Source organism: Candidatus Bathyarchaeia archaeon (assembly GCA_038873195.1).
Lineage (GTDB): Archaea > Thermoproteota > Bathyarchaeia > Bathyarchaeales > Bathycorpusculaceae > DSLH01.
The window spans coordinates 740,616-762,785 of the sequence record JAVZEV010000001.1 but is presented as its reverse complement, the minus strand read 5'-3'; the positions used below and the strand labels follow the sequence as shown (position 1 = coordinate 762,785).

At 43.5% G+C, this 22,170-nt stretch carries 29 protein-coding genes and 1 pseudogene; 27 read left to right on the top strand and 3 right to left on the bottom strand.

Features of this window, described 5'->3' with window-relative positions; genetic code table 11:
- Window positions 1-69 precede the first annotated feature (69 nt).
- The 3 genes from QXW63_04315 to QXW63_04305 all read left to right on the top strand — a co-directional run bounded on the left by QXW63_04315 (window position 70) and on the right by QXW63_04305 (window position 2,535).
- On the top strand, window positions 70-858 hold the full coding sequence (locus tag QXW63_04315) for an enoyl-CoA hydratase-related protein (GenBank protein ID MEM3461117.1): 789 nt from the start codon (window positions 70-72) through the stop codon (window positions 856-858).
- 61 nt (window positions 859-919) lie between these two features.
- Window positions 920-2,092, top strand: coding sequence for a thiolase domain-containing protein (locus QXW63_04310; protein ID MEM3461116.1), 1,173 nt, complete (start codon window positions 920-922; stop codon window positions 2,090-2,092).
- A gap of 5 nt (window positions 2,093-2,097) precedes the next feature.
- Complete coding sequence (locus QXW63_04305; protein MEM3461115.1) at window positions 2,098-2,535, top strand: Zn-ribbon domain-containing OB-fold protein; 438 nt, start codon at window positions 2,098-2,100, stop codon at window positions 2,533-2,535.
- A gap of 9 nt (window positions 2,536-2,544) precedes the next feature.
- Here QXW63_04305 and QXW63_04300 read toward each other — a convergent pair whose 3' ends face one another.
- On the bottom strand, window positions 2,545-3,351 hold the full coding sequence (locus tag QXW63_04300) for an alpha/beta fold hydrolase (protein MEM3461114.1): 807 nt from the start codon (window positions 3,349-3,351) through the stop codon (window positions 2,545-2,547).
- Window positions 3,352-3,461: 110 nt separating this feature from the next.
- On the opposite strand from QXW63_04300, the gene QXW63_04295 reads away from it, so the two are divergent.
- Complete coding sequence (locus QXW63_04295; GenBank protein ID MEM3461113.1) at window positions 3,462-5,141, top strand: long-chain fatty acid--CoA ligase; 1,680 nt, start codon at window positions 3,462-3,464, stop codon at window positions 5,139-5,141.
- Window positions 5,142-5,151: 10 nt separating this feature from the next.
- Here the strand turns inward: QXW63_04295 and QXW63_04290 are convergent, their stop codons facing one another.
- Window positions 5,152-6,681 (bottom strand): radical SAM protein, encoded by a 1,530-nt coding sequence (locus QXW63_04290; protein ID MEM3461112.1) that lies wholly within the window; start codon window positions 6,679-6,681, stop codon window positions 5,152-5,154.
- 106 nt (window positions 6,682-6,787) lie between these two features.
- Here QXW63_04290 and QXW63_04285 point away from each other — a divergent pair, with 106 nt between their 5' ends.
- From QXW63_04285 to hypD, 4 genes are all read left to right on the top strand, one after another.
- Window positions 6,788-7,222, top strand: a complete 435-nt coding sequence (locus tag QXW63_04285) for a helix-turn-helix domain-containing protein (protein MEM3461111.1) — start codon at window positions 6,788-6,790, stop codon at window positions 7,220-7,222.
- An 84-nt stretch (window positions 7,223-7,306) separates the two neighbouring features.
- The gene (gene hypF / locus QXW63_04280; GenBank protein ID MEM3461110.1) at window positions 7,307-9,586 is read left to right on the top strand and encodes a carbamoyltransferase HypF; all 2,280 of its coding nucleotides are present in this window, start codon (window positions 7,307-7,309) and stop codon (window positions 9,584-9,586) included.
- A gap of 49 nt (window positions 9,587-9,635) precedes the next feature.
- Window positions 9,636-9,866 carry a HypC/HybG/HupF family hydrogenase formation chaperone gene (locus tag QXW63_04275; protein MEM3461109.1) on the top strand — a complete coding sequence of 77 codons (231 nt, stop codon included), beginning with the start codon at window positions 9,636-9,638 and terminating at the stop codon, window positions 9,864-9,866.
- 14 nt (window positions 9,867-9,880) lie between these two features.
- Window positions 9,881-10,975, top strand: a complete 1,095-nt coding sequence (gene hypD, locus QXW63_04270; protein ID MEM3461108.1) for a hydrogenase formation protein HypD — start codon at window positions 9,881-9,883, stop codon at window positions 10,973-10,975.
- Here the strand turns inward: hypD and hypE are convergent.
- Window positions 10,972-12,012, bottom strand: a complete 1,041-nt coding sequence (gene hypE / locus QXW63_04265) for a hydrogenase expression/formation protein HypE (GenBank protein MEM3461107.1) — start codon at window positions 12,010-12,012, stop codon at window positions 10,972-10,974. The two genes, hypD and hypE, sit on opposite strands and share 4 nt — an antisense overlap.
- 151 nt (window positions 12,013-12,163) lie before the next feature.
- On the opposite strand from hypE, the gene QXW63_04260 reads away from it, so the two are divergent.
- The 19 genes and pseudogenes from QXW63_04260 to QXW63_04170 all read left to right on the top strand — a co-directional run bounded on the left by QXW63_04260 (window position 12,164) and on the right by QXW63_04170 (window position 22,118).
- Window positions 12,164-13,048, top strand: a complete 885-nt coding sequence (locus QXW63_04260) for a DMT family transporter (GenBank protein MEM3461106.1) — start codon at window positions 12,164-12,166, stop codon at window positions 13,046-13,048.
- 109 nt (window positions 13,049-13,157) lie between these two features.
- Window positions 13,158-13,706, top strand: coding sequence for a hypothetical protein (locus QXW63_04255; GenBank protein ID MEM3461105.1), 549 nt, complete (start codon window positions 13,158-13,160; stop codon window positions 13,704-13,706).
- A 95-nt stretch (window positions 13,707-13,801) separates the two neighbouring features.
- A complete protein-coding gene (gene rplV, locus QXW63_04250) occupies window positions 13,802-14,290 on the top strand; it encodes a 50S ribosomal protein L22 (GenBank protein MEM3461104.1) in 489 nt (162 codons plus the stop codon).
- Between the two features lies 1 nt (window position 14,291).
- Window positions 14,292-15,026 carry a 30S ribosomal protein S3 gene (locus tag QXW63_04245; GenBank protein MEM3461103.1) on the top strand — a complete coding sequence of 245 codons (735 nt, stop codon included), beginning with the start codon at window positions 14,292-14,294 and terminating at the stop codon, window positions 15,024-15,026.
- 1 nt (window position 15,027) lies between these two features.
- Window positions 15,028-15,267 (top strand): 50S ribosomal protein L29, encoded by a 240-nt coding sequence (rpmC, locus tag QXW63_04240; protein ID MEM3461102.1) that lies wholly within the window; start codon window positions 15,028-15,030, stop codon window positions 15,265-15,267.
- On the top strand, window positions 15,264-15,545 hold the full coding sequence (locus QXW63_04235; GenBank protein MEM3461101.1) for a ribonuclease P protein component 1: 282 nt from the start codon (window positions 15,264-15,266) through the stop codon (window positions 15,543-15,545). The genes rpmC and QXW63_04235 overlap by 4 nt, the downstream gene beginning before the upstream one ends.
- A complete protein-coding gene (locus QXW63_04230; protein MEM3461100.1) occupies window positions 15,545-15,862 on the top strand; it encodes a 30S ribosomal protein S17 in 318 nt (105 codons plus the stop codon). Before QXW63_04235 ends, QXW63_04230 begins: the two co-directional genes overlap by 1 nt.
- Before the next feature lie 2 nt (window positions 15,863-15,864).
- On the top strand, window positions 15,865-16,305 hold the full coding sequence (locus tag QXW63_04225) for a 50S ribosomal protein L14 (GenBank protein ID MEM3461099.1): 441 nt from the start codon (window positions 15,865-15,867) through the stop codon (window positions 16,303-16,305).
- 10 nt (window positions 16,306-16,315) lie between these two features.
- Window positions 16,316-16,930, top strand: coding sequence for a 50S ribosomal protein L24 (gene rplX / locus QXW63_04220; protein ID MEM3461098.1), 615 nt, complete (start codon window positions 16,316-16,318; stop codon window positions 16,928-16,930).
- Between the two features lies 1 nt (window position 16,931).
- Window positions 16,932-17,690, top strand: coding sequence for a 30S ribosomal protein S4e (locus QXW63_04215; GenBank protein MEM3461097.1), 759 nt, complete (start codon window positions 16,932-16,934; stop codon window positions 17,688-17,690).
- Window positions 17,669-18,232 carry a 50S ribosomal protein L5 gene (locus QXW63_04210; protein MEM3461096.1) on the top strand — a complete coding sequence of 188 codons (564 nt, stop codon included), beginning with the start codon at window positions 17,669-17,671 and terminating at the stop codon, window positions 18,230-18,232. Before QXW63_04215 ends, QXW63_04210 begins: the two co-directional genes overlap by 22 nt.
- A 13-nt stretch (window positions 18,233-18,245) precedes the next feature.
- The gene (locus tag QXW63_04205; protein ID MEM3461095.1) at window positions 18,246-18,410 is read left to right on the top strand and encodes a 30S ribosomal protein S14; all 165 of its coding nucleotides are present in this window, start codon (window positions 18,246-18,248) and stop codon (window positions 18,408-18,410) included.
- Window positions 18,411-18,424: 14 nt separating this feature from the next.
- On the top strand, window positions 18,425-18,808 hold the full coding sequence (locus QXW63_04200; GenBank protein ID MEM3461094.1) for a 30S ribosomal protein S8: 384 nt from the start codon (window positions 18,425-18,427) through the stop codon (window positions 18,806-18,808).
- Between the two features lie 14 nt (window positions 18,809-18,822).
- Window positions 18,823-19,365: a 50S ribosomal protein L6 gene (locus QXW63_04195; protein MEM3461093.1), complete on the top strand. Its 543-nt coding sequence runs from the start codon at window positions 18,823-18,825 to the stop codon at window positions 19,363-19,365.
- Between the two features lie 2 nt (window positions 19,366-19,367).
- Window positions 19,368-19,736, top strand: a pseudogene (locus QXW63_04190) (50S ribosomal protein L32e).
- Between the two features lie 182 nt (window positions 19,737-19,918).
- Window positions 19,919-20,371 carry a 50S ribosomal protein L19e gene (locus QXW63_04185; GenBank protein MEM3461092.1) on the top strand — a complete coding sequence of 151 codons (453 nt, stop codon included), beginning with the start codon at window positions 19,919-19,921 and terminating at the stop codon, window positions 20,369-20,371.
- Complete coding sequence (locus tag QXW63_04180) at window positions 20,371-20,979, top strand: 50S ribosomal protein L18 (protein MEM3461091.1); 609 nt, start codon at window positions 20,371-20,373, stop codon at window positions 20,977-20,979. The genes QXW63_04185 and QXW63_04180 overlap by 1 nt, the downstream gene beginning before the upstream one ends.
- Window positions 20,976-21,629: a 30S ribosomal protein S5 gene (locus QXW63_04175; GenBank protein MEM3461090.1), complete on the top strand. Its 654-nt coding sequence runs from the start codon at window positions 20,976-20,978 to the stop codon at window positions 21,627-21,629. The genes QXW63_04180 and QXW63_04175 overlap by 4 nt, the downstream gene beginning before the upstream one ends.
- On the top strand, window positions 21,630-22,118 hold the full coding sequence (locus tag QXW63_04170) for a 50S ribosomal protein L30 (GenBank protein MEM3461089.1): 489 nt from the start codon (window positions 21,630-21,632) through the stop codon (window positions 22,116-22,118).
- Window positions 22,119-22,170: the final 52 nt, after the last annotated feature.

The following is a 22,170-nucleotide window of genomic DNA, read 5'->3' as shown; positions in this document are numbered from 1 at the left end:
ATGCTTTCCGCTTAGTTTGTGAAAAAGCATATAGGCGTTAACGATGGACATCAATGTGGTGAATAAAAGTTGAGTAAAGCGTATGAAACCGTGAAAATAGAAAGAGAACAAAGCGTACTGTGGATTATACTCAACAGACCGCACAGACTAAACGCCTTCAACGATGTCCTCTTAGAAGAGCTGGCAGACGCCTTAGACACCGCAGAAAAAGACCCCTCAATAAGATGCCTCGTAGTAACCGGCGAGGGCGACAGAGCCTTCAGCGCAGGCGCAGACGTAACGATGTTTCCTAAAGCGACACCAGCAAAAGCCGAAGAATTCTCAAGATTCGGACAGAAAGTGTTCGGCAAAATCGAAGAAATGTCCAAACCAGTCATAGCCGCAATAAACGGCTTCGCACTAGGCGGCGGACTAGAACTAGCCCTAGCATGCGACTTCAGAATAGCCGCAGAACACGCAGAACTTGGAAGCCCAGAAATACTGTTAGGCTTAATTCCAGGCTGGGGTGGAACCCAACGTTTAGTGAGAATTGTTGGTTTGGCAAAAGCAAAGGAAATGGTGATGCTCGGCGTCAGATTGAAGGCTGATGAGGCGTTAAAGGCGGGTTTGGTTCACAAGATAGTTCACTACGAAAAATTGAAAGACGAAGTACGTGCAATAGCGCAGAAACTTGCTGAAGGACCACCAATAGCGATGAAATATGCAAAACACGCGCTGAACTTCGGAACGCAAGTGCCGTTGGATGTGGGATTACGGCTTGAGTCTGGACTTATGGGGCTGTCGTTTTCCACAGAAGACCTAAAAGAAGGCGTAGAAGCTTTCATGTCCCGAAGAAAGGCAGAGTTCAAAGGCAAATAACACAGTAGCTTTTTCTTTTCCCCATTTTCTATACTTAACATGCAAAAAAGTGTGAGTGCCCATGAGAAAAGTTGCAGTAATAGGTGTTGGTAACTCCAAATTTGGAGTAAGAAACGACGTAAACATTGCAGAATTAGCCTTCGAAGCCGTTAAGCCCTCACTTGAAGACACGGGCATAACAGCAAAAGACATAGAATTCGTCGCTTTAGGCTCCACAGGCGCAGGAGCATGGTATGAAGAGCTTCTTCCAGCAGTTGTCTCCGCCGAATATTGCGGGTTAACAAAGGCTGGCTTAACCCGTTGCGAAGCAGCATGCGCAAGTGGCAGCGCCGCATTTTTCACTGCCTACGCAGCAGTAGCAAGTGGACAAGCTGAAATTGCCATGGCTCTTGGAGTTGAAAAGATGAGAGAAATTGATTCTCCGACGGCTATGGAGTGGATTGGAAGGGCTGGTTATTACTTTTGGGAGTTCCACAATTTCGGGTTGACATTTCCTGCGTATTATGCGTTGTATGCGAATGCGCACATGGCTAAGTATGGCACAACCGAGGAAGATTTGGCGTTAGTAGCTGTCAAGAACCATAAATACGCGACGATGAACCCGATTGCGCATCTGCAAAACAAAATAACAGTTGATGATGTGCTGTCTTCCATGGTTATAGCTTCGCCTCTGAAACTTTTTGACTGTTGCCCCATGACTGACGGGTCTGCTTCTGTTATTGTGGCATCTGAAGAAAAAGTTAAGGAACTAAAAATTGACACGCCAGTTTGGGTTGCCGGCATCGGCTACGCTTCTGGAACAGCGAACATGAGCAAACGGAAAGATTATGTGGGGCTCGAAGCCAGCGTTTTAGCTTCTCAGATGGCATATAAAATCGCAAAAGTAACGCCAAACCAAATTGACGTAGCGGAAGTTCACGACTGCTTTACAATAGCTGAAATACTTGCCTACGAGGACATTGGATTATGCGCTAAAGGCGAAGGCGCTAAGCTGATTCGGGAAGGACAAACAGAAATAGGCGGAAAAATCCCCGTGAACGTTGACGGAGGCTTAAAAGCAAAAGGACACCCAATCGGCACGACCGGCTGCTCAATGATTTGCGAGATAACAAAACAGCTTAGAGAAGAAGCCACTGAAAAGTCAAGGCAAGTGCCCTTGAAAAATTATGTTGCTTTAGCCCACAATGTAGGCGGAACTGGACATTACTGTTATGTGACAATTTTGAGGAGATGAATTGTATGGCGTCTATGCCTTCGATAAAATCGAGAGAAATTAAAATTGTGCAAGACATGCCTATAAGTAAGACTTTGAAGTTTTGGGAAGGTTTGAAAGAAGGAAAAATCTACGCAACCAAATGCCGCAAGTGTGGACGGTTATATTTTCCGCCTTCTGCCGATTGTTCAGAGTGTTTGTGTTCGGATATGGACTGGGTTGAATTGAGTAGCGAAGCTGAAATCGAAACGTTTACGCATGTCGTTTTTAGACCCACATCATTCTGCGAATACAAACCCTACACAGTGGCTATTGGAAGATTGAAAGAAGGCGTCCGAGTGCTTGCGTGGCTTACTGGGTTTAAGCTGTCGCAGATTAAGGTTGGAATGAAAGTCAAACTTGTCGCGAAAACTTCGCAGGAAGGAAACCCAACATATGAGTTTGTCCCACTCGAAACACAATAAATCCCTTTTTTACTGCCCAACCTTTTTTATCCAATCAACCGTTTTAGCGATTAATTCTTGTTCTTTCCCTTTGTAAATGTGGTTTGCGCCGTTTATTGTCAACAGGCTTTTTGGTTCGTTGGCTGAACGGTAGATTTCTTCCGCTTCGTCCACGCCTACAATGATGTCTTTTTCGCCTATTACTACGAGCACCGGAATATTATGGAGTTTTGAGGCGGCTTCGCATTCGTTCAATTTCATAAGTTTTTCTCGAACGTCTCGTGGACGTAGCTTAACACCGTAAACCTCTAAATTAAGCAACCTTGAAATATCTAAAACCCTGTCTATTCGCGAAAGAATCAAAAACGCGTACAAACCCAATGTTCCTCTTGTGCGTCTGATGAATTTTCTAACGTTGTAGTTGTGATTTTTGGGCGTTGACCACAGCACGAGTCCCTTAACTCTTGTCTCGTTTTGTAAGGCATAAAGTGAAACTGCACCGCCTAAGCTGTGTCCAACAACAAAAATTTTGTTTGGAGCGACTTCTGGTCTCGAAGCTAAATAGTTTACTGCGCATTTGACGTCTTGTTGTTCGCCGATACCGTAATCAAATTTTCCCGTGCTCTTTCCAACTCCACGGAAATCAAAAACTAAAGCCACGCATCCTTCTTTGCAAGCAGTTTCAGCCAATCGAGCATAAAGTCTTAAGCCGTTTGAGCCTTGCGCGTTCAGCCCGTGGCAGACAAGCACAGCTGGTGCTGGCACGGCGTTTGGAATATAAAGTTTGCCGTAAAGCTTTGCATCGGCACATTCTATCCAAACTGTTTCGGTTTTCACTGCAAGGTCATCTGTGGAAAAATGTTATTACTTCCTTATTTCGTTTATATTTAAAAATAGGGTTATTTATGCCTAGAAAAAAAGCTAAGAAGGTAGAAGAGCCGGAAAAACTGGAAAAACCATGGTTCAAATTTTGGCCGGAAAAAGTCCGTAAACACATTGATTATCCCGAGATTCCACTTTTCGAGTTTCTGCGAAAAACCGCGGAAAAATATCCTTTCAAAACTGCGCTGGTTTATTTTCATAAGGAAATCACCTACAAAGAATTGGATTTGCTGACTGACAAGTTTGCGACAGCCCTTGACAGTTTAGGCGTGAAAAAGGGCGACAAAGTAGCTATTTTCCTACCGAATGTTCCCCAGTTCATAATCGCCTATTATGGTGCGATTAAGATTGGCGCGATTGCGACTGCTATAAGCCCGCTATATAAAGAGCGTGAAGTGGAGCATCAATTGAACGATTCGGAAGCCGAAACCATAGTTGTTTTGGACTTGCTTTATCCGATTGTGGAGAAGGTTTGGAGCAAAACCAAATTGAAGCATGTCATTGTGACTGGGCTGAAGGATTACATGCCTAAGGCTACGGCAGTGTTAGGCAGTTTGCTCAAGAAGATTCCGCAGCAAAAAGTTGAGCGTAAACCTAACGTTTACTTCTTTACTGAACTAATAAACAAGTATGAAGCGAAGCCGCCGAGTGTGGAGATTAACCCGAGAGAGGATTTGGTGGCGCTTCAGTACACTGGCGGCACAACGGGCACTTCGAAAGGCGCGATGTTGACGCATATGAATTTAGTTTCAAACGCTGTCATGTGCGCAGAGTGGCTTCAAGGCGACGAGGCTGAAGAAACTTTTCTTGCTGTATTGCCGCTCTTTCACATTTACGGCATGACAACTGGCATGAACGCGCCGATTTACTTGGCTGGAAGAATCGTTTTGCTTCCGCGATTCGACCCAGTAAGCACTTTCAAAGCTATTCACAATTACCGAGTCACAGTGTTCTGCGGTGCGCCAACAATGTACGCTATGCTTTTGGCTCATCCAGACTTGAAGAAATATGACTGCACTTCTGTGCGGTTCTGCATTTCTGGTTCTGCTCCGCTTCCGCCTGAAGTGCAAAAGAAGTTTATGGAAGTAACAGGCGGCGTTTTGGTTGAAGGCTATGGCTTGACAGAATCATCACCAGTCACGCATTGTAATCCGCTTGATAAGTCGATGAAAACTGTTAAGATAGGCTCTATTGGTATTCCTTGGCCTGACACGGACGCGAAGATTATGGATTTGGAAACTGGAGAGAAAGAGCTTGCGCCTGGCGAGATTGGCGAGTTGGTGGTTAAGGGTCCGCAGGTGATGAAGGGCTACTGGAAGATGCCCGAAGAAACGGCTGAGGTATTGCGTGGAGGGTGGCTTTACACTGGTGACATTGGAAAGATGGACGAGGATGGCTACTTCTACATTACCGACAGAAAAAAGGACCTTATTAAATACAAGGGATACAGCGTTTACCCAAGGGAGCTTGAAGATGTGCTTTATGAGCATCCAGCCGTGAAACTTTGCGGAGTGATAGGAAAGCCAGACCCGGTTGCGGGCGAAATTCCAAAGGCTTTCGTTGTGTTGAAAGAGGGAAAGACGGCGACGGAAAAGGAGATTATGGATTTTGTGAACGAAAAGGTGGCGCCTTACAAGGCGATAAGAGAAGTGGAGTTTCGAACGGAACTGCCGATGACGCTGGTGGGCAAGGTTCTGAGAAGAGTGCTGCAAGAAGAAGAGAGACAAAAACTAGCCAAAACTTAGCGTTCTTTCTTTATGCTGGTTCGTTGATTTTTTTGCCTGTTTTCTTTGTCCATTCGCTGATTGGTATTGCGAATTGTTTTTCCACGTTTGGTCTGTGTATGCTGTTGTAAGTGCAGAATGAGCGTATTTTGCCATCTGGCGTGGCATAGTGAATTGCGCATTTTTGAACACGGTCTAGGTCAAAGTTCCAAACGTCTTGGAAGTGCATTATTCCTATCATAACTATTCTACGCATGAAATCGCCCAAAGCCTCGTAGCTTCCCTTGGTTATGACGTCTCTGAGTAGTCCTCCGACAAGGCTGGACTTTGCCATCGGCAACAGCTTAAGCATCTTCATTTTAGCAATCGTCTTTTTACCCTTAACGCCCGAATAGTAAACGCTCCAGAACACGTCGGCGAACTTGTCAACATCCACGTAATCCATGATGGGCTTGAAAGAACCATCCTTCTCAACAACAAGAAAAGTCGCTGCACCGCACATGGGGTGCATCGTAAACTCCGGATAAGCCTTACCTTTTATTACGCTCATGCCTTTGGAGACTGGAACAGGCCAGTTGACCGGTCGCCAGTCCCACCGCGAAACAACGCCGTTAGTTTGCTCCTCAATCAGCTTCATCGTGTCTGGTATTGTGATGCGCATCTTTCTAAGCTCGTCTTTTTTGGCTCTGCCAGCCATTGAAATCGGCTGAATATTGATGCATCGTACAACATCATGGTTTTTGATTGCATAATCTACTATTGCGCCTAAATCCTTGTCGTTAACGCCCTTTGCCAAGGTGACAACCAAAACAACCGAGTCTAACCCAAGCGTTCTCGCGTTGTCTATAACTTTCTGTTTGACTGGAACAAGGTCTGCTCTTGCGCGTGTCTTTCTGTAAATGTCTTCTCTTAAACCGTCAAACTGTAAGTAAAGCGTGCTCAACCCTGCATCTAATAACTTCTTGAAGTAATCAATGTCTTCGGCAATGCGCAACCCGTTGGTGTTAACCTCAACATGGCTTATTCCAGCCTTTTTGGCTTCCCTAATCAAGTCTGGCAAATCATTCCTAACTGTTGGTTCACCACCACTAAACTGTAGCGCGTTGCAAGCCCATGGACGATTAGCTCTTAAGAGCTTAATCATGTCAACAATCTGCTCGTAAGAAGGCTCGTAAACATAATTTGCGGCTCCAGCATAAGCGAAACAGACTGGACAAGCCAGATTGCATCGGTTTGTGATGTCAATTATACCTAAAATGGTAGCCGTCTTGTGTTTTGGGCAAATTCCGCAGTCAAACGGGCACTCGTTAACCGTTTTGGTATGCGGATTCTCCAAACCAGTGCCCACGTACTTATCGTTATACCATTTATCATAAAACCACTTGTAAAGTTCAGCGTCGCCCCAGTAAATGTCATCAAACTTTCCATGTTCAGGACAGGTTTTTTCCAGATAGATTATGTTGTTTTCCTCGTAAATTCTCATGGGAATCCGTTTGAGGCATTCTGGACATATGCTTGTAGAATGGGTTTCGAATTTTTCTGTTTCTTGTTTGGTTGACATTTAACTCTCACGCTCTGAATGAAGCGTTTATTATTTTTATACACCAGATTTAAAAATTAAACCATATAAATCTTGTAGTAAACTTTCACACACTAGGTGTACACGCATGAACCGCAAGGTAGTCTTAAGCGACGAACTCCGCAATTTCGTAGAATCCCGCCTAAAAGTAAACCTTGAAGGTATAGAGGAAACTCTTCGCCAAATATTCCAAAAGCAAGAATTAAGCGTTGAAGACTTAAAAGAGACAATGCAGAGTCTCGAAGAAAGCTTCACTCTTTTATCGCAGAAATGGAACCTTCAAATCCTCTACATACTCTTCCTCAAAAACGCCGCAAGTTTCGGCGAACTGAAAAGAATCTTAGGCGTAAACTCACGCACTTTATCAGATAAACTGAAAATCCTGGTGCGAACCCGTTTCGTCCAAAGAACAGTGGAGGAAGGACCACCATTAAAAGTGAAATATTCGCTTACGAAACTGGGCTATAACACAATTTTGCTTGCGCTTCCATTCCTTTACTACGCCAGCGGGCACCTCATATAAAAACAACGTATTAAGCATACTTTAAACAGCTTAACACTTATGTAAATCACCCACAACGTTTCTAAATTCAGGAGTCACACTGCAGTGCGCTTAAAAATCAAAATAGTCGGCATAATTCAAGGAGTAGGCTTCAGACCCTTCATTTACCGCACTGCTGTGAAAAACAACCTTAAAGGCTACGTAAAAAATAGAGGCGATGCCGGAGTAGAAATTCTCTTAGAAGGCAGAGAAAGCGACATCCAAAACTTCATGAGAGACTTAAAAGAAAAGAAGCCGCCGCTTGCTCAAATCCACGAGATACTCACCACAGAACTTAAAGGAAAAGACGAGTACGCCAATTTCTCAATTCATAAAAGCTCAAAGGAAACAGAGCTTTCTGGCTCTGTTATTCCACCTGACATAGCCATATGCGACGACTGCCTAAAAGAGCTTAGAGACCCTAAAGACCCAAGATATGAATATTTTTTCATCACATGCACGGACTGCGGTCCAAGATTCACAATCATCGAGAAACTTCCATACGACCGCGAAAACACCACTATGCGGGAATTTCCAATGTGTAGCTTCTGCCTAAATGAATACAAAGACCCTCTGAATAGGCGTTTTCACGCTCAGACTGTGGCTTGCCCAAAATGTGGGCCAAAAGTGTATTTGACAACTAATAAAGGAGAATTAGTTGAGCACAAAGACCCTGTTCGAGAGGCTGGCAAGCTTCTTGCTGAAGGTTTTATAATGGCAATCAAAGGCTATGGCGGATTTCATGTGGCATGTTCGACGCTTAAGGATAAACCGTTAATTAAGTTGAGAGAGGTCAAGCATCGCAGCCAGAAGCCCTTCGCTATTATGGCGCCAAGCTTGGAAGCCATAAAAACTTTCGCGGAAGTAAGCAAACAAGAAGCAGCACTTCTAACCGCTTACACTCGCCCAATCGTCTTGCTAAACAAAAGCCACACGTATTACCTTTCCAATCTAGTCGCCCCGGGATTACATAACGTTGGCGTCATGCTACCTTACACTGGATTGCATTACATGTTATTTGACAAGGTAGACGAGCCAGCTTTCGTGATGACAAGCGCTAACCCGCCAAACCAACCAATAATAAAAGACGACGAAGAAGCCTTGCAAGCCTTAGGCAGCACGGTTGACTACTTCCTCTTTCATAACCGCCAAATAGCCCACAGATGCGACGACTCAGTAGCCCGAATGCACGGCAAAACCCTTGTCTTCTTAAGGCGCTCAAGAGGATACGCTCCAGCACCGATAATGTTGAAGGAAAAGGCGAAACGTTGCATTGTAGGTTTGGGCGGAGAACTCAACAACACCGCATGTGTCTTGCTTGGAAATAAAGCCTTCCTTTCCCAGCACATAGGCGACGTAGAAAACATCGAAACCCGAGAGTTTCTGGAAAACGCAACAAAACACCTAGTCCGCTTAACAAACAGTAAAGTAGACGCAGTCGCCTGTGACTTACATCCTAAATTTACAACAACAAAGCTCGCCCGTGACTTGGCGGAAGAAAATAATTGGCAACTGTTTCAAGTGCAACATCATTATGCGCATATCGCCGCATTAATGATTGAGCACGGCGTAGAAGAAATTGTTGGCATCTGCTGCGACGGATACGGTTATGGCGTGGACGGCGAAGCATGGGGCGGCGAAATTCTGCTCTGCACGCGTGAATCTTCTAATTTTGAACGAGTAGCCCACCTCGAAAAGCAGCCCTTGGTCGGTGGCGACTTAGCCACACGTTTTCCGTTAAGAATGGCAGCAGGAATACTCCACAAAAAAGCGAATGTGAAAAGCTGGCTTTTACAAAACAAACAGCATTTCCCACACGGCGAAAACGAAATCAACCTAATCCTAAACCAGCTTGAGAAAAACAACGGCATTACTGCGACAACAAGCTGCGGACGAGTTCTCGACGCTACAGCCGCTGTTTTGGACGTTTGTTATGAACGCACTTATGAGGGCGAGCCGGCGATGAAGCTCGAATCCATAGCGTTAAAAGGTAAAGATGCAATTAGGCTTAAACCCATAATAAAGAGCAACACGTTAGACACGACACAGATGCTACTGGAAATTTTCGAAAACAGAAACAAACATTCCAAAGCAGACTTAGCCTATTCCATGCACTCCTACTTAGCCAGAGGATTAGCAGAACTAGCCATAGAAAACGCAAAAAACAACGGCGTCAAAACCATCGGGTTTTCCGGTGGAGCAGCATGCAACCAAATACTAGCGTCAATAATATGGAAAACAGTGGAAGCTGCTGGTTTACGATTTCTAGTTCACGAGGCTGTTCCACCCGGCGACGGCGGCGTATCTTTTGGTCAAGTAGTTGTAGGTGGATTTTTCCAAGTTTAAACCATAACCATTTTATTACCGTCTATTCGTGGTTTAATATTGATAATTAATGTGTTTGGCTATTCCAGCAAAAGTCATAAGCGTTCAAGAAGACAAAGCCAAAGTGGATTTCGGCGAAGGCGTTTTGAGAGAAGTTAATGTGACGCTTGTAAATGCGAAAGTAGGCGATTACGTGTTGGTGCACGCTGGCTACGCAATTCAAGTTTTGGACGAAAAAGAAGCAAAAGAAACAATACAACTATGGAATGAAATTCTCGAAGCGGAAACACCGAAAAACTAGACAGTTGAGTTAGAATGACTGAAAAATTAAGGTTTCGCGACCCAGAACTCGCGAAACGTGTAACAGAAAAAATTCACGATGTCGCACCCAAAGAGGGAGTAGTCAAAATCTGCCATGTCTGCGGCACGCACGAGTGGACAATTACACATTTTGGAATACGCAGTTTATTGCCGGCTAATGTTGAGGTTATTGCGGGTCCGGGCTGTCCAGTTTGCATAGTGCCCGCGTCTGAAATTGACGAAGCCGTGCAGCTAGCTCTGAAAGGCGTGACGATCACGTGTTTTGGGGATGTCTTGCGTGTGCCGGGTTCGAAAATGTCTCTTTTAGACGCTAAGGCTGAAGGTGCTGATGTGCGTGTTGTCTATAGTGTCAGTGATGCTGTAAAATTGGCTGAAAAGGAGTCAAATCGAGAATTCGCGTTTTTTGCAGTAGGTTTCGAAACCACAGCGCCTTCAACAGCCGTGGAAATCCAAGGCAAACCGCCAAAAAACCTTTCTTTTCTGGTTTCTCATCGTGTAATCCCACCAGCCATGAAGCTTTTAGCTGAAATGGAAGACTTAAACTTGGACGGGTTTATTGCGCCTGGTCATGTGAGCACCATAATTGGACTGAAATCTTATGGGGTTTTTCCGAAAAAATATGGTATGCCGACGGTTGTGGCTGGCTTTGAACCGCTTGATGTTTTGTTTGGCGTTTACATGATTCTGAAGCAGTTAAGAGAGCGTACTCCACGCTTAGAAAATGAATATACGCGGGCAGTAACTTGGGAAGGCAACACGAAAGCGCAAGAGTTAATGCAGAAAGTTTTTGATGTTGTGGATGGTAACTGGCGTGGACTTGGCACAATTCCGTCTTCAAAATGTGTGCTTGGCAGTGAGTATGCTGTTTACGATGCCCATTTGAAGCATGGCGTGAAGGTTGAGCATGGCGCTGACATACAACACGGATGCAAATGCCATCTTGTTATTATCGGTAAAATTAAGCCTACAGAGTGTCCGCTATTTCTTAAGGCGTGTATTCCACAAAAACCAGTTGGCGCTTGCATGGTAAGCATAGAAGGAACATGCAGAATATGGGCAAGAGAAATGACAGCTGAATCAGCGAGTTAGCATATTCTCGGCACGGGGTCTCCAACCGGTCTAGCGATTATTCTTTTCCCACCAACGACTGTTTGCATCGCTACACCCTTAAAGTCTCTTGCGGCTTCACCGATAATTTCCGCTTCTTTTCCCTCCTTAGTCATTTTCAGAAGCTCCAGCATCTCTTCAGCCTTCTCTTTCACAACACCAATGATTATTTTTCCTTCATTTCCAATTTCAAGCGGGTCCAACCCAAGCATTTCGCAAGCTGCATGCACGTCTTCTCTTATTGGAATTTTATCCTCTTGAACAAGTATGCCCACGTGGGATTTTTCGCTGAACTCGTTTAAAGCGTCAGCTAATCCGCCTCTTGTTGGGTCTTTCATGGCTACGACGCCGCCGACATCGCTGAGCAAGCACTGAATCAAACGGTTTAAGGGTTTAACATCAGATTTTATGCCACTTCCGAAGCTTAGTCCTTCTTGTGCAGACAAAACAGCCAAACCATGGTCTCCGATTGTTCCAGACAATATTATTTTGTCTCCAGCCCTAAGGTTTGAGTCGAGAATCCACCGCGTTCCAAAATCACTTCTGAACTGTTTAACAACTTTGAGGTTTTTCTCTAAAGCGTTAGTTCGTCTGCCAATTCCGGAAACATTTATTACACAGCCGCCTAAACTTCCCTTTTCAACAACCTTAGTATCGCCTGTCACAATGTTTACGTTGGCTTCTTTGCATGTTTTTTGCATGCTGGCTAGAATTTTCTCAAAATCGTTTAAGGCTAAACCTTCTTCGAGAACAAAACCGCAAGTTAACGCGTAAGGCTCAGCGCCCAAAACTGCTATGTCGTTAACTGTGCCAGAAACCGCGAGGCGTCCAATGTCTCCGCCTGGAAAGAAAATGGGTTTTACCGCGTGTGAGTCGCTTTTTAACACTACATCACCAACAACCGCCGCATCATCTAAAGCCTCAAGCGGAACATCAATATTGTTAGCTCCGCCAAAATACCTCACAATATAATTCTTAACCAGGTCGTGCATGACTGTTCCGCCAGCACCATGCAACATAGTAATATGCCCATTCTTAACCGTCAACGATTTCCACTCCCGTCTTAAACTCTGAATACTTTACTATACAAGTTGAACATAAACACATCGTAAATGCGCCTAAAACTTCACCATTCAATTTTTAAAGTTAGAATAAGCTTTCTAATAAGTCATGCAGCAAACGAAAGGGTATCTTCTCATAGTCGCAGCTTCAGTCATATGGGGAACTATGGGAATTTTTGGAAAACTTGCTTTCGCTTATGGAATTGACCCGGTGACGCTAACTGCCTTGAGAATCATAATTTCATCTTCAACAATGCTATTTGCGCTACTCTTGTTTAGGAGAAGTCTTCTCAAAATTGAAAAGAAAGACCTTCCACAACTAATAATTTTTGGCGTTTTGGCTGTGGCTCTTCAAAGAGTCGCCTATTTCTACACTGTTGAATTGACAACTGCGACGATAGCAGCAGTGATGTTTTACACGTATCCCGTTTTCGTCACAGTTCACGCATCAATATTTTTCAAAGAAAAAATAACTTCTATGGTAATACTTGCGATAGCCTTGGCGTTCTCGGGCGTTACGCTTGTCGTTAAGGCTTACGAAGCCGCATGGTTAAACACAAACCTTTTGGGTCTAGCCTTTGGCATACTTACGAGCCTATTGTTTGCGTTATACTTTTTAATGTGCAGAAAACTACGAACCCGCTACACAAACTGGACTCTACTGGTATATGGCGACGGAATAGGCGCAATCGCTCTAATCCCCACCCTCTTCTTTTCTTCCTCCCAAATCATCAATTATCCCCCACAACTTTGGACGCTAATAATTGTAATTGGACTTTTTCCCTCCCTCACGGCATATCTTCTCTTTTCTTACGCTTTAAAATACGTTGAATCCGCAAAAGGAAGCATACTATCCATTATAGAGCCTCTTTCAGCTGCTGCCTTCTCAATAACAATTCTCGGAGAAAAATTTGAAGTATGGCAAGCTGCAGGCGTAGCGCTCGCATTAACTGGAATAATCTTGCTCTTCTATAAGCCGAAACCCAAAAATTGAATACGCTCTTCCTTCTATACTATCAAAGGCGCTACCTCTTGCAAGCCAAAATTATTGACATCACTAGAAACAAAACTACGAAAACTATCTTTATAGATGCTTGGCGCCCATGCCGTTCAGAAAATATAAGTCAAGAAATGAATACTTGGAGAAAGCAATCGCTAAGGGTTTTCATAAGAAACTTTTAACGCTCAACAATAGGATAGTTGGACAAATAGAGTATGCGCCGTCAGAGGCGTCTGGCTATCCCATAATAGGCGATGACATAATAGTGTTGAATTGTATCTGGGTTTTAAGAAAAGCAAAAGGACACAGTTTTGGCAAAGTCCTCATAAAAAACATGGTGAATAACGAAAAATGCGCTGCTGTTTTCGCTACCATAGGCTTAGAAAATCATTGGAGCCCTTGGTTTATGAAGTGGCAAATGGAAGAGCTTGGTTTCAAACCGGTCGATTCAATTAAGGTTTCACACAAACTAAAGCGTAAGCAACAAGCTTTCGGCATATATCTCATGTGGATGCCGATGAAAGAAAAAGCAAAACTTCCCACATGGGATAAACAAAAGATATTAGAAGGAGTAACTTTTTGTCTTGCACATCCACTTTATCGCCCGCAAACGTTCAAAGGAAACATTTTTGAAGAAAAAAGCATGTTTTAAAAAGGCGTAAGTTAGTCTGAAAATCGTTTACGTTAAAGGAAAACCATATAAATCGCCATGTAGCTGTTCAATTGCACAGTTGGAGAGAATACAAATTGCCAAAATGGGGATACTCCATAACAGAAGAAGCATTAGACCCCGAAAAAACCGCAAAAGCAAGCGGGCGAGAAGTTAGAGTATCCCATAAATCCGCTCGCGAAGTCTGCAGAACAATCAAAGGAATGATGCTCGCAAAAGCAAAACAATACCTTAAGGACGTAATAGCCAAAAAACAAGCGGTTCCCTTCAGAAGATTCAAGAAGAAAGCGGGTCACCGTCACGGACTAACAAAAGCCTACGCAGGCAAATACCCAGTAAAAGCAGCAAAATACGTGCTGAAAATACTTGAAGGCGCAGAAGCAAACGCTGAATACAAAGGTTTAGACACCGACAGACTACGCATAATACACGCATCCGCATTCCCTGGAATCAAAGTAAAACGGTTCATGCCACGCGCTTCTGGAAGAGCAACACCAGACTTTGAAACTCTATGCCACATTGAAATAGCTTTAGAAGAACAACCAGAAACAGGAGTAGAAACGTAATATGGCAGTCGTTAAACATTTTGTGACAGAATCAATAAAGAAAACAGAAATTGACGAGTTTTTGCAGAAAAAGCTTGAAAGAGCCGGATACGGCGGAGTGACAATATCAAAAACTCCGCTTGGAACACACGTAGTAATTTACGTAATGCGTCCTGGGCTGGTCATAGGACGCGGTGGAGAAACAATAAGAGAACTCGCAGCAATTTTGGAAGAAAAATTCAAAATTTCCAACCCGCAAATTTCTGTTTCTGAAATTGAAATTCCCGAATTAAACGCTTATGTTGTCGCTTCTCGTGTGGCTTCCGCTCTGCAAAGGGGCGTACATTTCAGACGTGCCGGGTTCTGGGCTCTAAACCAAGTCATGGACGCTGGAGCTTTAGGCGCGGAAATAATCATAAGCGGAAAATTAAGAACTGAAAGAGCAAGATTTGAGAAATTCCGGACTGGATACTTACCTAAGACTGGAGACGCGGCGCTGAAATACATGCGCAAAGCCGAAGTTCACGTTCAATTGAAACCCGGCATATTCGGTGTAAGAGTAAGAATAATGCCACCAGACGCAAAGTTTCCAGATAAAATCCAAATAGTGGAGGAGGCTCCCCCGCTAACCGAAGAAGAGAGTCCAGAAGAAACAATGGAAGCCGCTGCAGAAGAAAAAACAGAAGAGCCAACAGCAGAAGCTGCAGAAGAAGAACGCAAGGAAGAAGCAGGTGAAGAAAAGGAGGAAACAAAGTAAAATGCCAATACTGCGGGTCAAAGAGATACGGGACATGTCCAGCGAACAAAGAATGGAAAAACTTGACGAGCTCAAAACAGAACTTGTCAGGCTAAAAACGATGGTTAAAGCAGGCGGCACAATAGAAAACCCTGCGAGAATCCGAGAACTGCGCAGAACAATCGCTCGGATACTAACAATAGAAAACGAACAAAAACTCGGACTTAACAAAGAAAAGAAAGAGGAGAAAAAGAAACGATGAAAGTAACACCTGATATAATCCGCTGCGAGTTCATAGGGAACGAAGCCAAAGTTGCTAAAAGCACGCATACGGGGTATTTGGGAATTTCTGGAAAAATAGTAGATGAGACACGCAACACTTTTACGATTTTACATAAAGGCGAAAAGAAAATAGTCATTAAGAACATGGCGGTTTTCCACTTTAAATTTCCCGATGGCACAATTGTGGAGATTGACGGCAAAATTCTTACTGGAAGACCGGAAGACCGCCTTAAACGGCATGTAAGGAGGCTGTGGTGATGTCGCTGGTTTTTAAGAAACCTAGGAAGACTTGTAAGGACCGAAACTGTCCTTTCCACGGTGAACTCCCAGTTAGAGGTCGTGTGTTAGACGGTGTTGTTGTTAGCGCAAAAATGGATAAAACAGTCATAGTGAAACGTGAATATCTCCATTATGTTCCTAAGTTTCTGAGATATGAGAGAAGACACAGTCGCATTCCATCCCACGCTCCGCCATGCATAGAAGTGAAAGAAGGCGACAGAGTAGTAATAGCTGAATGCCGCCCAATAAGCAAAACCGTCTCGTTTGTCGTCGTTGAAAAAATGGAGGAGAAGTAAAAATGGCGGCGAAGGCAAAACAAAGAGCATTAGTTGCTAAGGGAATGCTCGGGCATGGACCCAAAATTTCAAGAGGATTACAGCCTCCCGCAATATTAAGATGTGCTGACAACAGCGGAGCCAGAGACCTAAGATTAGTTCAAGTTATGGGTTACAAAGGAAGGTTACGGCGTTATCCTTCCGCTGCAGTCGGCGACAAAATAACCGTGTCAGTTAGACATGGAACGCCAGACATGAGAAAGAAAATCTTTCAAGCAGTAATTGTCAGGCAAAGAAAACCCTACCGAAGAGCTGACGGCGTCTGGGTTCAATTCGAAGACAACGCTGCAGTAATAATAACGCCCGATGGCGAAATGAAAGGCTCCGAAATTCGCGGTCCAGTGGCAAAAGAGGCAGCGGAAAGATGGCCAAGAATAGCGAGCGCCGCCAGTATCATAGTGTAGAGGGAAGAACATGCAAGCAATAAAGCCAGTAACAAAACCGTCGAAACAAAGAAAAATGGTCTTTCAAGCTCCGTCCCACATACGTTACAAACTTTTCGCTGCGCCTTTATCGCCCGAATTACAAGCTTCGCAAGGAGTGAAAACTCTGCCAGTTAGAAGCGGCGACACTGTCCGCATAACGCGTGGAGACCACAAGGGGTTCGAAGGAAAAATAACCAAAGTGGACCGAAAAAAATACAGAATTTACGTTGAAGGCTTAACAAGAGAAAAAGTTGACGGCACCACAATATTTGTTCCCATACATCCTTCCAAAGTCATGATAACTCGCCTAAATCTCGATGACAAATGGCGAAAAAAAATCTTGGAAAGAAAAAAGGCAACACGCGAAAAAATCGAAGAAGTAGTGGAAAAACCTCCGAAAAAAGTCGCCGAAGTAAAGGAAAAAGTCATCGAAGAAAAACCGCCAGAAAAGAAACCGCCAAGAAGAAAGAAAAAAGTAGCCGAGAAAGCAAAAGAGGAAAAAACTGAAGAGAAAGCAGAAAGACCAGAGAAAAAGGAAAAACCCAAAGCAAAGAAACCAAGAGCCAAACGCAGAACAACAGAAAAAACTGAAGGAGGAAAATAGCTTGGGAAGAAAAGGAGGCTCAACAGGACTAAAACGCAAACCAGCACCGGGATTTTGGCCAATCCACAAAAAAGAAAAAGTATGGGTTGTAAAACCGTCGCCTGGACCACATTCACTTGATAAATGTGTGCCTTTGACTGTGGTTCTCCGTGATATTCTAGGCTTCGCAGAGACTAAGAAAGAGGCTAAAACGATAGTTTCGCAAGGAAAAATGCTTGTTGATGGAAAAGTTAGACGCGAAGACGACTTTCCAACGGGTTTAATGGATGTTATCTCTTTGCCGGACGCTGAAAAGTACTTCCGTGTTTTACCTTCAAGAAAAGGCTTGATTCTTCACCCAATCAGTAAGGATGAAGCAAACTTCAAACTATGCAAGATAGAAAACAAAACCGTTGTTAAAAATGGGCATGTGCAAATTAATCTTCATGATGGCTCAAACGTTCTTGTTAAGGTTGCTGATCCTAAAAACCCGCAGGAAGATGTTTACGAAACCTTCGACACTCTAAAGATAGGTTTCCCAGAAAGGCAAATTCTTGAGCATGTAAAACTGAAAGAAAACGTTCTCGCCATGATAACAGGCGGAAAAAACATTGGAAAATACGGTAAGATAGTTGAAATCGAAAAAGTGAAGGGTAAAAAACGTAAGAACGCTCTCGTAATAATCGAAGATGAGAAGGGCAATCGATATCAGACAATTTTGGACTTCGTCTTTGCAATAGGCGAAGCTCACCCACTCATATCACTACCGGAGGCAGCCTAAAATTGTCTGAGGACGAAATTCGTAAAGCATGGGAAGAGCATCCTTCTCTTAAACCGAAGATAGAGAAAGTTGTCGTTAACATCAGTGTTGGCAAGTCTGGCGAGCCGTTGGAAAAAGCCACGAAGGTTCTGAAAGAATTAACCGGTCAGACTCCTTGCAAAAGAAAAGCCAAGAAAACCATTAGGGACTTTGGCATTCGAAAAGGAGAACCCATAGCATGCATCGTGACCCTTAGAAAACAAAAAGCAATAGACTTTTTGAAGAAAGTTTTACCCGTAATCGACAACAAACTCTCCCAAGGATGCTTTGACCTATATGGCAACTTTTCCTTCGGCATAAAAGAACACATCGAAATTCCAAGTGTAAGATACGACCCAGACATAGGCATATACGGCATGGACGTTTGTGTTTCTCTAATTCGCCCTGGATACCGCGTCAAAAATCGGCGCAGGGGAAAGGCGAAAATTGGTTCAAAACACATTTTAAAACCAGAGGAGACCATGATGTTTGTTAAAGAAACTTTAGGAGTTGAAATCGTCTAGGTGAGAAATTAAAATGGGTAAACAGAAACCAAAGAAAGAAAGAAAATATGGCAAAGGAGCAAGACCATGCAGCAGATGTGGATCTTACGGACCGGTTATTCGACGTTACAATTTATATTTATGTCGGCATTGTTTTAGAGAAGTAGCCAAAAAACTTGGATTTAAAAAATATGAGTGATGAGGAAAAACACGATGGACACAGTGGCAAACGGTTTGATAACAATCATAAACAACGAGATGCGCAACAAGCGCGAATGTGTAATTAGCCCAGCGTCTAAACTCTTGGGTCGAATTTTAAGAATTATACAGTTAAACGGTTACATTGGAGAATTCGAATTCATAGACGACGGCCGCGCTGGGAAGTTTAAGGTTCAGCTTTTGGGAAGAATAAACAAGTGCGGCGCTATCAAACCACGCTTTTCAGTTAAAGTGGACGAGTTTGAAGAATGGGAGAAAAAGTTCCTTCCTTCAAGGGGCGTTGGCATATTGATAGTGTCAACACCTAAAGGTGTTCTTTCTCACACCGAAGCAAAAGAAAAACGCTTGGGAGGCAAACTAGTAGCTTTTGTGTATTAGAAAGGTGTCTTGAAATGCGGATGGTTGAAGTCTCAAGAAGTATTCAAATTCCGGATGATGTGGAAGCTACAGTGGAAGGTAGGAAGGTCACACTCAAGGGCGCAAAAGGAACATTAACATGTGACTTTTCGCATGCGCCAGTATCCATTGAGCTCAATGGCAAAACCATCCGCGTTTGGGCTAAATGGCCACGCAAAAAAGAAACAGCCCTCGTAGGCACCGTTTACTCGCACATTCAAAACATGATAACCGGAGTTAGAAAAGGCTTCACATACAAACTCAAAATAGTTTTCTCACACTTTCCAATATCAGTCAAAGTTCAAGGAAAAACCGTACTAATCGAGAATTTCACGGGAGAACGAGGCTCTAGAAAAGCCAAAATTGTAGGCGACGCTCAAGTTAAAGTTCAAAGCGAAGATGTGATTGTTCAGGGCATAAACCTTGAAGACGTAAGCCAAACAGCAGCAAACATAGAACAAGCAACTAAAGTGAAAAGAAAAGACCCACGGGTTTTCTTAGACGGCATATACGTGTATGAACGAAGCGAGGGAATGTAAAAATGGCGGCACCAGAAAAAACCTTGAAACTCAGAGAACGTATAAAAAAGAAGAAACCCGCCTTTGTAAGACAAGAAAGTTGGCGGTACATACGCCTAAAGGAAAACTGGCGCAAACCAAAAGGTATCGATAACAAAATGCGGAAAAAAGTCAAAGGATGGCCCGCCACTGTAAACGTTGGGTATAGAGGACCAAAAGCGGCACGGGGGCTTCACCCCTCCGGCTACAAGGAAGTCCTAGTTTACAATACAGAAGATCTTAAAGAAATTGACCCTAAAACGCAAGCTATTAGAATTGCGCATACTGTTGGTAAAAGAAAGCGCGCAAGAATTCTTGTTGAAGCAAGAAAAAAGAAGATAACAATTTTGAACCTTAAAGAGGTCAAAGAAGAAGTTAAAGAGGAAAAAGTGACAGAAGAAGCGGAAGAAAAGGAAGAAATGGAAAAAGAGGAGGCTCTTGAGGAAGAGAAAGAAGCTGAAGAAAAGAAAAAGACCGAGAAGCCGAAACGCAAGCGAGAAAAAACGCGTAAAAGCAAAAGGACGGTAGAAAAGCAATGAGTCTCAAAAGTCAACGACGTCTTGCTGCTCAAATACTGAAAATTGGACAAAACCGCGTCTGGATAGACCCCGAAAGAATAGACGATGTGGAAGCTGCAATAACACGTGAAGAAATTCGAAAACTAGTCCACGAAGGAGTTATCCAGCCTCTTCCTGAAAAAGGTGTAAGCCGCGCAAGAGCACGAGTTCTGCATGAAAAGAAAAAGAAAGGACGACGCCGCGGACCAGGCAGCGCGACAGGTTCAGCGCATGCTAAAATCTCTAGAAAAGAAGCTTGGATGAACAAGATTAGGGCTTTGAGAAAAAGACTTCGTGAATTAAAGGAGAAAAAGATCATCACTGAAGATACTTATCGAAAACTCTACAAAATGGCAAGCAGCGGAAGATTCGAGTCAGTTGCTGATTTAGAACGCTATCTAAAAGCACAAGAACTTTGGAGGAAACGTTAATGGCTAAAGACTCGCGTTATTGTGTTCCATTTAGGCGAAGAAGAGAAGGAAAAACAGAATATAAAACAAGGAAAGCTCTAATCCTTTCCGGAAAGCCTCGGCTTGTCGCCCGTGGCACTCTCCAAAACATGGTCGCGCAAATAATAATAGCAAAACCTAACGGTGATGAAGTTCTAGTTTCAGCACACAGCAAAGAACTAACCAAAAACTACGGATGGACAGCCCCAAGAGGAAACTTGCCCGCAGCCTATCTAACTGGGCTTCTCTGCGGACTGAAAGCCAAAGCACAAGGCATAGAAGAAACAATTCTAGACATAGGACTGCACACGCCTTCTAAAGGCGCAAGAATTTTTGCCGTTCTAAAAGGAGCTCTCGACGCTGGAATAGCCATTCCACACGAGGAAGAAAAATTGCCGGACGACAAAAGAATAAAAGGCATACACATTGCAGAATACGCAGAAAGTTTAACATTCAATCCAGAAGTTTATCAGTCTAGATTCTCGAAATATCTGGAACACAAACTTTCGCCAGAAAAACTTCCTGAACATTTTGCGAAAGTTAAAGCGGACATAATTGCCGCATTTAAAAGTGGAGGTAAAAAGACTTGACACAAAGACAAAGAGAAAGGCAACAGTCTTCAGGGAATCTTGAGCAATGGGTTCCTAAAACCCGTCTTGGAAAAATGATTCAAGAAGGCAGAATAGCGTCTATCGAAGAAGTTTTTATGGGCGGCTTCCAAATACGCGAGCCACAGATTGTGGACGCATTACTTCCAGACCTGCAAGAAGAAGTCATAAACATAAACCTCGTTCAAAAACAAACAGACGCCGGTGAAAAATCAAGATTTAAAGCCATAGTCGCCGTTGGAAACAGAGACGGCTACATAGGTTTAGGCTCCGGGAAAGCAAGCCAGGTTCGAACCGCCATAGAAAAAGCCGCAGCCCAAGCTCGCTTAAACCTCGTTCCAGTCAGAAGAGGATGTGGAAGCTGGGAATGCGGATGCGGAAAACCCCACTCAATACCTTTCCAAGTTAAAGGAAAAACTGGCGCAGTAACTATAGTTATCGTTCCTGGTCCTCGAGGTTTAGGACTAGTGGCAAGCGAAGTTGCGAAAATAGTTCTCAGCCTAGCGGGAATAAAAGACTGTTGGACCAGAAGTTATGGTGCAACAAGAACTATTCCCTCTTTTGCTTACGCTGTTTTTGATGCGTTGAAGAAAACTTACAGCCTAATAACTCCAGTGGATTGGGTGAAATAAGTGGCGGAAGAAAAAAAGGGACGAAAATGCATCATAGCCGTGAGAATTCGCGGAACAATTAGCGCTCCGCTAGAAGTTAGGGAAACCTTGCAAATGCTACACTTAACAAGAAATAATTATGCAGTTTTAATTGATGACCGCCCATCCTTTCTTGGAATGCTAACCACAGCGCAAAACTTCATAACATGGGGCGAAGCTACCCAAGAAACTGTAAACATGCTGATAAAAGAGAAGGGAAAGCTTCTCGGAAACAAAAAACTAACGGATGAATATGCACAAAAGACTGGTTACAAGTCTCTTGAAGAACTTGCAGAATCAGTTTTCAATGGTCGCGTTGAATATTGGAAGCTGCCAAATATACAACCAGTATTTAAGCTACATCCACCAACCAAGGGCTTCAAAAGAAAAATAAAAAGAAGCTATAAGGTAGGTGGCGAGCTAGGCTATCGCGGAGAAAAAATCAACGAACTGATAAAGAGAATGATATAAGCCTTTTGCGATACATTTTATAGATACTTTGGAGCTACTTTTGAGATGCGTT